This is a genomic window from Mycobacterium sp. (assembly GCF_035640695.1).
Lineage (GTDB): Bacteria > Actinomycetota > Actinomycetes > Mycobacteriales > Mycobacteriaceae > Mycobacterium.
This window is the reverse complement of the sequence record NZ_DASQVQ010000181.1, coordinates 1-12331: the sequence shown is the minus strand read 5'-3', so window position 1 is coordinate 12331 and position 12331 is coordinate 1. Positions and strand designations below refer to the sequence as shown.

General features: G+C 65.6%; 8 protein-coding genes. 5 read left to right on the top strand and 3 right to left on the bottom strand.

Annotation, left to right across the window (positions count from 1 at the left end; translation table 11 throughout):
* On the top strand, nucleotides 1-673 hold a 673-nt coding region (locus VE759_RS21310; RefSeq protein WP_324936143.1), incomplete at its 5' end, for a hypothetical protein.
* A gap of 366 nt (nucleotides 674-1039) precedes the next feature.
* Here VE759_RS21310 and zwf read toward each other — a convergent pair.
* A complete protein-coding gene (zwf, locus tag VE759_RS21305; protein WP_324936140.1) occupies nucleotides 1040-2539 on the bottom strand; it encodes a glucose-6-phosphate dehydrogenase in 1500 nt (499 codons plus the stop codon).
* A 232-nt stretch (nucleotides 2540-2771) separates the two neighbouring features.
* Between zwf and VE759_RS21300 the strand changes: the two genes are divergently transcribed.
* Together VE759_RS21300 and VE759_RS21295 are read left to right on the top strand one after the other, a co-directional pair.
* The gene (locus tag VE759_RS21300) at nucleotides 2772-5420 is read left to right on the top strand and encodes an alkaline phosphatase family protein (RefSeq protein WP_324936138.1); all 2649 of its coding nucleotides are present in this window, start codon (nucleotides 2772-2774) and stop codon (nucleotides 5418-5420) included.
* Nucleotides 5421-5771: 351 nt separating this feature from the next.
* Nucleotides 5772-7031, top strand: coding sequence for a PQQ-binding-like beta-propeller repeat protein (locus VE759_RS21295; RefSeq protein ID WP_324936136.1), 1260 nt, complete (start codon nucleotides 5772-5774; stop codon nucleotides 7029-7031).
* Nucleotides 7032-7094: 63 nt separating this feature from the next.
* On the opposite strand, the gene VE759_RS21290 is transcribed toward VE759_RS21295, so the two are convergent.
* Entirely contained in the window at nucleotides 7095-8099 is a 1005-nt protein-coding gene (locus tag VE759_RS21290) for a sigma-70 family RNA polymerase sigma factor (protein ID WP_414687974.1), read from the bottom strand.
* Nucleotides 8100-8257: 158 nt separating this feature from the next.
* On the opposite strand from VE759_RS21290, the gene VE759_RS21285 reads away from it, so the two are divergent.
* Nucleotides 8258-8836, top strand: coding sequence for a dihydrofolate reductase family protein (locus VE759_RS21285; protein WP_324936134.1), 579 nt, complete (start codon nucleotides 8258-8260; stop codon nucleotides 8834-8836).
* Between the two features lie 125 nt (nucleotides 8837-8961).
* Here VE759_RS21285 and VE759_RS21280 read toward each other — a convergent pair whose 3' ends face one another.
* Nucleotides 8962-11130: a xanthine dehydrogenase family protein molybdopterin-binding subunit gene (locus tag VE759_RS21280; RefSeq protein ID WP_324936132.1), complete on the bottom strand. Its 2169-nt coding sequence runs from the start codon at nucleotides 11128-11130 to the stop codon at nucleotides 8962-8964.
* Nucleotides 11131-11368: 238 nt separating this feature from the next.
* Between VE759_RS21280 and VE759_RS21275 the strand changes: the two genes are divergently transcribed.
* Nucleotides 11369-12331: glycerophosphodiester phosphodiesterase (locus VE759_RS21275; protein WP_324936145.1), on the top strand; the 963-nt coding region annotated here is incomplete at its 3' end.

Sequence of the window (12331 nt, the reverse complement as noted above, 5' to 3'; positions counted from 1 at the left end):
CTATCGCCGTTTGCACATCGCCGCGCGGGTGCCTCCCGCCGACGGGCAGACTCTTCTCGACCACTCGCGCCAGGAATACGTGTTACCCGACGGTGCGACGCTGTTCACGAACGATCCGGGCATCAAGGCCGCACTGGATGCACTCACTGCCCGCTGGCCGTGGACGCTGTCGCGGCAGGAGCTGGTGGATGCGGTGCAGGCGCGACTTGCTTGCGCGGGTATCAATCCCAGCGACAAGCTCGCCGATCACGTCGACGGCTTGATGGAGGTCCTAATCCTGCAGGGACAGGCGCAGTTTCGGCTTGATCCGGTGTTGCTCGAACCGGCCGGAGCGCCGCTGCGGCTCGACGAAACGGCCAGGCGCATGGCCGAGCTGACGCGCGGGGAAAGTGATGCGTCGACCTTCAACCTCTGGCATGAGACGCTGATGCTGTCGCCGGTGGACCGTCATCTGCTGCCGCTGCTGGACGGTACTCGTGATCGCGATGCCCTGGTGGAGGCCCTGCTGGCCGTCGACCGTGACAAGCCGATCGGGCTCGAGCGCGACGGCAAGCAAGTGTCTGACCGGGCCGAGCTGCGCGATGCCCTGGCCGAGCACATCGACGCGCTGCCGCAACGCCTGGCCGAGATGATGTTGATGCCAGACGGCCGGCCGGATCAACTCGAGTGGTGAGCGTTCCCGCGTCCGCGTCGTAGCGCCCTGGCGACCTATGCGGTCATGCCGCCTGACGCGAGGTGACGGGCGGCGAAGTCCGCGGCTTGGCCCGCCATGCCATTTGGATCCCACCGCCTCATGTGGATGCCCGGCGCGGCTCATCTCAGTGCTCCCGCTGCGCGGACAAGCCAGCAACTTCCCTGGAATGCGCCGGGTCTCGCCGGGGTGACCCTGCTGACTCGGCAGATCCGGGCCGCCGCCGGGGACGTGTCATGGGCTGGTTCGGGCACTGCAAGCTCACATTGGCGCAGACAAAGAAACGAACAAGCCGAATTCGCCGCTCACTGCCGATGAGCAGCCGACACCCCACTACTCAATTGGCCATCACTGTTTGGCCTCTCGCCACGCCCGCTCGAACGGCAAGCGCCAGGCGTTGGGCGCGATGAGTTGATGAATGGCGTTGGGGCCCCAGGTGCCTGGCTGGTACACCTTGGCCGGCGGCGGATCTGCTAAGAGCTGCGCCGATCGCTGCCACAAAGACTCGATGCCCTCCGCGGTCGTGAACAACGTGTGGTCGCCGCGCATGGCATCCAGAATCAAGCGCTCGTAGGCCTCCATCACATCAATGCCCGCATCGATCTCCTGGGTCGAGAACTGCATCGACAGCTTAACCAGCTTCATGCCGGGTCCCGGCCGCTTGCCGTAGAAGGACAGCGAGACCTTTGACGCGTCGGCCAGGTCGAACGTCAGGTGATCCGGACCTTGGGCGCCGACACCGGAGCCGGGCGGGAACATGGTGCGGGGTGCCTCCTTGAACGCGATGGAGATGATGCGCATCCCCTCAGCCATCCGCTTTCCGGTCCGCAGGTAGATCGGCACCCCGGCCCAGCGCCAGTTGTCGATGCCGGCTTTGAGCGCAATGAACGTCTCGGTGTCGGAATCTCTTGCCACACCGTCCTCTTCGCGGTATCCGACGTACTGGCCGCGAACTACCTCGGCCGGATTCACGGGTAGCATCGACCGGAACACCTTGTTCTTCTCCTCGCTGATGGCGCGGGGCTCCAAGGCCGTCGGCGGCTCCATCACGACGAACGCCATCACCTGGAAGAGATGGGTGACGACCATGTCCTTGTAGGCACCGGTGCTTTCGTAGAAGTTCGCCCGCTGATCCAGGCCAAGTGTTTCGGGAATGTCGATTTGAATGTGGTCAATGAAGTTGCGGTTCCAGATCGGCTCGAACAGACCGTTAGCGAACCGGAACGCGAGAATGTTCTGCGCGGCCTCCTTGCCAAGGAAATGATCGATGCGGAAGATCTGCGACTCCCGGAATGTCTTGTGCACAAAGTCGTTGAGTTCCACCGCGGTGGCGAGGTCGGTCCCGAACGGTTTTTCCATCACCACACGTGACCGGTCGACCAAGTTCCCGTCACGCAACATCGTGATAACTGCGCGGGCGGCCTTCGGTGGGACCGAAAGATAATGCAGACGAAGAACATTCGGCCCCAGCTTGGCCTCCGCCGCGGCCACCGCGGCGGCCAGCGCGGCCGGTCCCGCGCTCTGGGGCACGTAGGAGATCGTGTTCGCGAAGTTGGCCCACTGTTCGTCGGTTAACTTGTGGGTGCCGAATGAGTCGATGGCTGATTTGGCCAATGAACGAAATTCGTCGTCGGTGAGGTCCTCCAAAGAGGTGCCGACGATTTGGACGTCCGGGGCCAATTCAGATTGATCGAGGTAAGCCAGACCCGGAATCAGCTTGCGTTTGGCCAGATCTCCCGTTGCCCCAAACAGGACAATGACATGGGGGGCCAGCGGGGCGTCGTCGCGGCGGTGCGGGCGGGACTCCGGCGCGGGGTAGGAGATCGTTTGAGGTTTAGTTGCGGCCACATCCGGAATACTTCCATGACGGAATCCTCTGGTCACGCCGCGCCGATGAACGTCCTACCGGCACTCCCGGCGCGGGGCGCACCTCGCTGTACAGTTGCCGTTTGTCGATCCGTGGGCGTCGTTTGGGCAGCGTTCACCGAGTCGAGCAACGGTTGGGCGACGACTTTAGTGCCTGTGCGTCGCGCTCTATCCGACGCATGGCGCCGTTCCACGGTGGTCAGGAGCATCCCCAATGTGTGTGTCAATCGGCAGGAAAGCCCAGTGGGCAGTGATGGCGTGGCTATTCGCTGTGCTGACGGTGGCCGCGTGTGGCACGGCGGCGCCACCACCGACGGTTCGGGTGACGGTCGGGCCGCGGCCGGATGGCACCGCAATGCTGCCGAGCGGCTACGCGGCGACTCCGGCGGGTCAGCAGACCCGATTGGGCGATTTGCCGCTGGGGGCAGCCGCTTCGCCGGACGGACGCTGGCTGGTAGTGAGCAATGACGGGCAGGGCACGCAGTCGCTGCAGGTGATCGATGCCGCGACCGGGGCGGTGACCCAGACGCTGCCCTACCGCAAGCCCGAGGCGCTGTTCACCGGGCTGGCGTTTAGCGCCGACGGGCACCGCCTGTACGCGTCCGGCGGCGGGAACAACAAGATCCGCACGTTCGACCTCGCCAATGGCGCGCTGACCGAAACCGCCCCGTTAGCGCTGCCGGGAACCTCCGCCGATGGCAAGTCGATCAACCCGTTTCCGGTCGGGCTCGCGGTCATCGGCGACGGGCGCCTGCTGGTCGCCGACCGTCTCGCGGACGCGGTCACCGCCATCGATCCCCGGACCGGGGCATCACAAACCATCGCTGTCGGCCACGCGCCCGGTGCCGTGGCGGTGTCGAGTGACGGCAACCGTGCGTGGGTGGCCGAGCAAGGCGCCGACTCGGTGCGGGTACTCGACGTGTCATCGGGCCATCTAATGTCGGTCGGCGACATACGGGTCGACACCCATCCCGCCGCAGTGTTGTTGGACAAGAGAGGCACGCGATTGTATGTCGCGGCCGCCGACGGCGATCGGGTCGACGTGATCGACACCGGGGCCTCGCTCGTAAAGGAGACCATCGCACTGGCGCCGTATCCGGGGGCGCAGGTTGGCGCCAATCCCATAGCGCTCGCACTGGCCGACAACGACAAGACGCTGTATGTGGCGAACTGCGGTGACAATGACATCGCCGTCATCGACACCGACCGCCTTGCGGTGCGGGGCCTGATCCCGACCGGCTGGTACCCGAGCACGGTCACCGTGATCGGCCCGAAGTTGTTTGTTACCAATGCCAAAGGCATGGGCGCCGGGCCCAACGGGGGGCCTGGTCATCCCGATCCCACGCGGCCAGACGATCCGGGCGCACCCGATCAGTACGTCGGTTCGATGATCACCGGCACGCTGTCGGTGATCAACGGCTTCGACCAGGCCCAGCTGGACAAGTGGACCGGCCAGGTGCACACCAACGATGGCTTCGACGACCGCGGCGAGGTTCGCAACGCCGGACAATCCCCGGTGGTGCCCCAGCATCCGGGGCAGTCCAGCCCGATCAAGCACATCATTTACGTGGTCAAGGAGAACCGGACCTTCGACCAGGAGTTCGGCTCACTGGGCAAGGGCAACGGTGATCCGTCGTTGAACCTGTTCGGCGACGAATCAGTTCCCAACGCGCGCGAACTGCAGCGCCGCTTTGTCACCCTGGACAACTTTTACGCCGACGCCGAGGTCAGCGCCCAGGGTTGGATGTGGGTGGTGGCGGCCAACTCCAACCCCTACACCGAAAGCGGTTGGCCAGCAAACTATTCCGACCGCAACCATTCGTACCCTGCCGAGAGCGGCGACCCGGCAATCGCGCCCAACACCGACCCCGCCGACGCCTACATCTGGGACCGGCTCGCCAAGGCCGGGGTGTCCTTTCGCAACTACGGTTTCTACGTCGCACTCAACAGCACGGCCGACGCGCACGCTGCCGACCCGGTGCTGGACGCCAACACCGACCACGCCTACCGCGGCTTCAATCTGAAATGCCCCGATAGTCCCAACACTTTTGTCCCGCTGGACAATTGCGGGCCGCCGCGGATCAGCGAGTGGCAACGTGAGTTTGCCGGCTACGTTGCCGCGGGCACCCTGCCCACCGTCGAGTTCGTCCGGCTGCCCAACGACCACACCGCGGCCACCAAGCCCGGCTATCCCACCCCGCAGAGCTACGCACTGGACAACGACATGGCTTTGGGCACTCTGGTGGACAGCGTGTCGCACTCGAAATACTGGCCCGACACCGCGATCTTCGTCACTGAAGACGACGCCCAAGACGGGCCCGATCACGTCGACGCGCACCGCACCGTTTCGCAGCTGATCAGCCCCTACACGCAGACCGGCGCCGTCGTTTCCACCCTCTACAGCACCGCTTCGATGCTGCGCACCATCGAGCTACTGGCGGGGCTTACGCCGCTGACCCAGTTCGACGCGTTCGCCACCCCCATGGCCCAGGCGTTCGGCGTCGACCCCAACACCACGCCCTACCAGGTGCGGACCCCGATCTCAGCCGCGGGCACGCCCACGACCGGGCCCGCGCCGTCCCCGGCCGGCCCCCGCCCGACCGCAAGCAACACATCGGCCACCGCCGCCCCGCCGGCCACCGGACCCATCGCCACCGCCACCAACGCGCCCGACGCGCCGTTGGCCGCCCAATCGAACGGGCAAAACCTCGCGGTCGCGGACGCGATCGACGAAGACACGTTCAACCGGGCCATCTGGGCATCGGTCAAGGGGCAGACTTCGGTGATGCCCACACCCCGCCACACCGTCATCGCCGACACCTCACCGAGCGGCGCTGCCCGTGAGGCGGACGGGGACCACTGACTGGATGTCGCCGCCTGCCGGCAGGACGCCACCGAGACAAAAGGCCGGAATTAGTACTACCGAAACTGCAGTACCGTCGGGCCATGCAAGCGGAGCAGAGTCATGCCAGCGCCGCGCCCGAGTCGTTGAGCGTCACACATTCCGCAGGTGACTAACCTGTTGCCGGGCATCTTGCTGATGCTCGGACTGGTCGGGATCATCTCAACACCTTGAGCTGGCGAAGTGGCGAACCATCCGGATAGGGCGAGTCGCCGTCGAGATCCGCTGTATTCATTATCATGTTGCCGTGCAACATCTTTGGCACACCTGCATGTGCCGGTAGCATGTGGCCCCGATGTGGGTCGTAGTGTGATGGCTGCTGAGGGAAGCTGGTGTGACTGTATGGCCGGTAGCGCTGCCGCGTGGCACACCCGCCTGATCGCCGTGGCTCTCGCCGCTTGCCTCACCCCGGCATGCGCTTGCGCTGCGGCGCCGAATAAACCCTCGTCCGGTCCGTCCCCGGCCGGTCTGAAGGTTCCTGCCGGGCCGCCGGGCCGTCCGAGCTGGGCGCCGTGGCCCGCGGCGTTGCATGACGCTCGCCACAGCGGCGCGTCGGTCTCGCGGGGCCCGACAGCTGGGACCCTACGCTGGCGACGGCAACTTGAGGCTGCGGCGACTCCGGGTCCTGTCGTCGGTCCCGATGGGACCATCTACGCCGCTTCCAATGGCGGTGTCTTGCATGCACTTAACCCGCTGACGGGCACCGACCTGTGGACTCACGACTCGGGCCAGTCCCACAGCGGCGACGACCTATCGGCCTCTGCCCTGGTGTTGGAGGACGGGACAGTGGTTTGGCCGACCCCGGGCAATAAGTTGTTCGGGCTTTCCCACACCGGAGTTAAACTGTGGTCCCAGACGCTGCCCGGGCAGCCGACGTCCCCGGCGAGCGCCGACGGCCGCCGGGTCTATGTCGGTGACACATCCGGCTCCGTGACAGCGCTTGACATCACCAATAACGGTGCGCCCAACCGGGTGTGGACAGTCAAGGTCGGCTCCGTGTCGTACGGCTCGGTCGTGCTCGGCGGCGGAGGACGGCTCTACACGACGGCCGACTCCTCGCTCGTCGCGGTCGATGACACAGGTGACAAAGCCAATATCGCATGGCGCGCCGATCCCGGCGACAACATCACGGAGGTCTCCCCGGGCCTCGCAGCCGACGGCACAGTCCTCTTGGGCACCAACGGAAGCCAAGAATGGGCATACCGGCCCGATGGGACACCACTCTGGCACTCTCCGCGTGTCATAACGTATTCGTCACCATCGGCGACCGAGACCGGCTTGGCCTATGTCGCCGACCACAGCGGAACCGTCCACGTCTTCCGCGTCAGCGATGGATCCGAAGCCGCCACCTATCGACACTCGCCGGCACAGATCTGGACATCAACCGTCGTCGACGCGGGCTACCACCTGTACTACGGCACCCAGGCCGGCCACGTCATCGGACTCGACGCCAGCGGCGCGACACTGTTCGACATCGACCTTGGCGCGCCGCTGGACTGCTACCCGGCGCTGACAGCCGATGCCAACTTGATCATCGGCGATCGCAACGGAACCCTCGTTTCCATCGGCTAGGTGCCGAAAACCCGCCGCTGCGTCTGCCGCGGCGAGTGGCGTGTCTTGTTGTTGTGCTCGCGATCAGCTCGGGAGCGATCGCGCTAGCCCGAACCATGGGAGCACGCTGTTGTCGAAGCGGGTCATGGCGCAGATTCGGTCGCCGCTGAGGCCGAGGACATAGAGGCCGACGCCGTGACTGATGCCGCCGGGGGCACGCAGGTAGGCGCCGAAAGCCGGCTGACCGTTGGCTCGCGTTCGCACCAGGACGAACCTCCGGTCCGCGCGGAACAAGCTTGCGCAGAAACGGGTCACGACCTCTCGACCCTCGTATTCGAAGGGCATCGGCGGCATCGAGATGAAGACGTCGTCGGTCAGCAGAGCCACCAGCGCGTCGAGATCGGCCGACTCCCACGCGCTGACGAACTTCGCCACAATTGCATGCTCGGCGGATGAGTTGCGGGCGGGAGGCGGCTCGCCGGCGGCGCTCGGCAGTCGTCGACGCTGCAGGCTGGCCCGCGCCCGTTTCAGGGCGCTGTTGACCGATTCGACGGTCGACTCGAGCATGTCGGCCACCTCGTTGGCGTGGAATCCGAGGACGTCGCGCAACATGATGACGGCGAGCCCGCGTGGTGGCAGGGCCTGAAGGGCAGTCACAAAGGCCAGCGAGATGGATTCGGTCTGCTCGTAGCGGGCCTCCGGGCCAAGCGGCACGTCGACGGCACCCTCGAAGAGGGCGTCGGGAAATGGCTGCAGCCATACGACCTCGCCGAGCCGGGTCGGCTCGGGCGGTTCAACATTGGGCACGTCCCACTCGCTGGCGGGTCGTCGGCTCGCCGAGCGACGGACGTTGAGGCACCGGTTGGTCGCGATCCGGTAGAGCCAGGTGCGCAGCGAGGCGCGCCCCTCGAACCCTCCGAAGCCCTGCCAGGCGGCCAGCAGCGTGTCCTGGAGGGCGTCCTCGGCGTCCTGGACGGATCCGAGCATCCGATAGCAGTGCACGTGTAGCTCTCGGCGGTGCGGCTCGATCAGCTCCCGGAACGCGTCGCCGTCCCCGGCCCGTGCCTTCGAGATCAGGTCGGCTGGCACCACCCGCACCGTCGCGTCACTTCTTCCCGCACCTGTGGCAGTTCCATTCGGTGTAGACACCGGCCGAGGGGCGAACTGGGCGGCTGATGGGCGCCCACCTTCCCGACGTCACGGGTTCTACATCAGTGGTAGCCCCAACGCCAAGGCGGGAGAACCGAATGGGAAAAATCGTCATCAGCGAGAACGTCACGCTCGACGGGGTCGTCCAGGATCCGACCGGTGACGAGGGCTTCAGGCTGGGCGGCTGGTTCGGTCGGGTTGGGAACAGGGACCGCGAAGAGTGGGCCAAGGTCGCGCTCGACGAGGCGCTGGGCGCCGAGGCCCTGCTGCTGGGTCGACGGAGCTACGAGTGGTTCGCCGAGCGGTGGCCATCCCGGAGTGGCGAATGGGCGGACAGGTTAAACAGCCTGCCCAAGTACGTCGTGTCCTCGATCCTCGAAGATCCCGACTGGAACAACTCGACGGTACTGAAAGGCGACGCAGTAGATGAGGTATCGAAGCTGAGGCGAGAGTTCAACGGGGACATCGTCATCTATGCGAGCTTGCAGCGCGTGCATACGCTGATACAGCACGACCTCGTCGATGAGCTGCGGCTGATGATCTACCCGTTCGTGCTGGGAGGCGGCGCGCGCCTCTTCGGCGAGACCACCGGCCAGAACTCCATGCGCCTCGTCGACACCCGCGCCGTGGGTGACGGCCTCGCGTTCCTCACTTACCAGCCGGTGCGCGACGCCTAGACACGGCTGCGTGGACGACGGCTCAGGAGAGCCTGCCTTGGGTCAGCGCCCGCCGGTGATTGGCACACACCTCAGCCGTGAGATGCGTTGGTGAGCTCTGTCTTTAACCGCAACGCCGGCATTGCTCAGAGCAGTTTCTCGATCGTGATCGGCAGGTCGGTGATGCGCTTGCCCGTCGCGTTGAAGACAGCGTTCGCAATCGCGGGCGGCACGGCGACGATGACCAGCTCGCCGAGGCCCTTTACACCGATCGGGTCGGCGATCGTGTCCTCGCCGGCAAGGAACATGGCGTCGAGCGCAGGCACGTCGGCGCTCACCGGCACCAGATAATCGGACATGTTCGCGTTGACGATCCGGCCGTCGCGATAGTCCACCCGGGTGCCCTCGAGCAGCGCCATCCCGGTCCCCATGACCATGGCGCCGATCGCCTGGCTGTGCGCCAGCTTCGGATTGATGATGCGACCGGCGTCGTAACAACCGAAGATGCGCCGGACTCTGACGGCTCCGAGCATTTCATCGACGCCAACTTCGGCGAATACTGCGCCGTAGGCGTACATCGAGAATCGCTTGTCGGCGTCGTCGGGAGTCCATGTCTGCCGTATCTCCAGGCTGGGCCAACCACGGCGGGCCAGCAGCTCCTGATACGTCTCGCCGCGCGTCGGATCGTCGGTGCGGAACATCCGGCCGTCGATGACGGCCACCTGTTGGGGTGCCGCGCCGCTCAGTGGCGATGCCGGATCCACCACCGCGGTGCGGATCAACTTGTCGCGCAACCCATTGGCGGCGGTAAACACCGCCGAGCCCACGCTTGCCATCGTCTTGGATCCCGAGTGGGAGGGAGCTTTCGGATACCGGCTGTCGCCGAGCGCGAATCGGACTCGGCGCGTCGGTAGTCCGAGCGCGTCGGCGGCGACCTGTGTCATGGACGTATACGTGCCGGGGCCCATGTCGCTGGTCGCGCTGCTCACGTCGGCGGTGCCGTCGGCGTTCACCCGCACCAGCGCGTCGGCACTGCTGCGATTCGTGTGATAACCCGCTGCCGCCATGCCGAAGCCGACCAGCTCGTTGCCGTCGCGAACCGAACGGGGAGTCGGATTGCGTTGTGCCCAGCCGAAACTGGCCGCGCCTTGCTTAAGGCAGTCGGTGAGCCTTCGGCTCGAGAACGGCATACCGGTGGCTTGGTCGCGTTCGGGTTCGTTGCGTAGCCGCAGCTCGACCGGGTCCATGCCTAACCGATGGGCGAGGTCGTCCATCGCCGATTCCAGCACGAACGTTCCCGGCGTCGCGCCCGGCCCGCGCATCGGGCATGGCAGGTTGACGTCCAGCGGTACGACACGGTAGGTCGAGCGCATATTGGGGCAGCTGTAGAGAGACTTCGCCGGTCCGGTGATGGCGTCCTCGAACAGCTGATAGCGGGCGGTCTCGGTGTGGCCCTCGTGGATCATCGCGGTGATCGCGCCGGATCGATCGGCCCCGATGGCCAACCGTTGCCTGCTCGTCGGGCGATACCCGATGCTGCTGTACATCTGCTTGCGGCTGAGCACGAGCTTGACCGGCTGTCGCATCTGTCGGGCGGTGAACGCCGCGATCAACTGATGCGGCCACGTGCTGCCTGCGCTGCCGAACCCTCCGCCGACGAAAGGCGAGACCACCCGAACCTGGTCAACCGGGATGCCGAACGCCTTCGCGAACGCCTCCTGGGCGCCGTTGATGTTTTGAGTCTTGTCCCACACCGTCAGCCGGTCACCGTCCCAGCTCGCAATCGTGGACGGCAGCTCCATCGCGTTGTGGTGGTAACGGGGAATCGCGAACTGCAGGTCGGTCACGACCACGGCAGCCCCCAGTGCCCCATCGGGATCGCCGCGCGCATAGTCCGGCTGGCGCGTACCCGTCTGCCAGGTGGCCTGTGGTGCATCGATGTCGGTGAGTTGCGGAGCGGCCGAATAGCGCACCTGTACCAGCGATGCCCCGTGCGCGGCGGCTTCCAGCGTCGAACCCACCACGACGGCCACGGGTTGACCGAAAAACGCGACCCGCAGCGGGTCGAACGGCAGATTTAGCCCCCGGAAACCGGTGATCACCCGCAGTACGCCCTTGTGGTCAACGGCCGCGGACGAATCCACGCTCTCCACGGTGCCTCGTGCCACGGTGCTGGTGACCAACACCGCATGCAGCAGGTTCGGCACTGCATTGTCCGCGGCGTACTGGGCGGCTCCGGTGACTTTCAGCGTGCCGTCGACTCGGGCAAGCGGCTGCCCGGTCACCGGTTCTGGTGTTCGCACCGGATACGTCATGGTCGCAAATCACTCTATAGCCGGAACCTCGACGCCAGCCATGCCGGGGAGACACCATCCGGACCCGCTGTGATTGAGCGGCGGTAGCCCGGAAGTGTGTGTATGTGGTGCCCATCAGGCGAACATCCGATGACCAATCCGTCGCTGATCCGCCCAGCACGTGTCGGCTCCCGAGACGCTGGATAACGTCTCAACCATGCGCGGGGCCACCTTCATCGTGCTGATTGCGATCGGCACGATGTTCGGGGCGGCGTCACCTGCTGCCGGTGAGTTACCTCAGTTCGACCTGCAGGCGCACCGCGGCGGCCGCGGCGAGACGACCGAGGAGTCGCTGCGGGCCTTCGGGAAGGCGTTGGAACTGGGCGTCAGCACGCTCGAGCTCGACATCGTCCTCACCAAAGACGGTCAACCGCTGGTGTGGCACGACCCGATAATTGATTCGACCAAGTGCGCTGACACCGCTCCTGCCTTTGCCGGCGATCCGATGTACCCGTATGTCGGCAAGCTGGTGCGCGACCTGACTTTGCAACAGGTTCGCACCCTCGACTGCGGCAAGCTGCTCCGCGACTTCCCCAACGCCGAAGTCGTGCCGCACAACAAGATTGCCACCTTACCGGAAGTCTTTGCGCTTGCCGACTCCTACGGCGCCGATGTCCGCTACAACATTGAAACGAAAGTCGAAGCGGACAAACCCGAAACATCCGCGGAGCCAGCGCAATTCGTCGACGTCATCCTGGCGGCGGTGCGCTCGGCCGGCAAAGTCGACAGAGTCGAGATCCAAAGTTTCGACTGGCGCACCTTGCCGATGGTGCGTCAGGCAGAGCCATCGATACCGCTGGTGGCCCTGTGGAATGACATGACCTGGGTGCCCGACTCGCCCTGGACAGACGGCGTGAACCCAGCGGTCGTCGGCGATCCGATCACCGGCGCCAAGCTGGTCGGCGCCGACATTCTGTCGCCGGGCTACTCGGCGCCCCTGGATCTGACCGTCAAGGATCCGGGCTTTCGATTGGTGGCCGACCGGGCGTTCAACGACCGGGCACACGCGTTGGGGCTCAGGGTGATTCCGTGGACGATTAACGATCCCGACACGATGCGGGCGCAGATCGCGGCCGGCGCCGACGGAATCATCACCGATTATCCGACCCGACTGCGCGCCGTGATGGCCGAACTGGGCTTGCCGCTGCCGCCTGCCTACCGC

What these genes read in the sequence shown, in the direction of transcription:
- VE759_RS21300 (WP_324936138.1), top strand. Translation starts at nt 2,772, where the DNA reads ATGTGTGTGTCAATCGGCAGGAAAGCCCAGTGGGCAGTGATGGCGTGG.
- VE759_RS21295 (WP_324936136.1), top strand. Translation starts at nt 5,772, where the DNA reads ATGGCTGCTGAGGGAAGCTGGTGTGACTGTATGGCCGGTAGCGCTGCC.
- VE759_RS21285 (WP_324936134.1), top strand. Translation starts at nt 8,258, where the DNA reads ATGGGAAAAATCGTCATCAGCGAGAACGTCACGCTCGACGGGGTCGTC.
- VE759_RS21280 (WP_324936132.1), bottom strand. Translation starts at nt 11,130, where the DNA reads ATGACGTATCCGGTGCGAACACCAGAACCGGTGACCGGGCAGCCGCTT.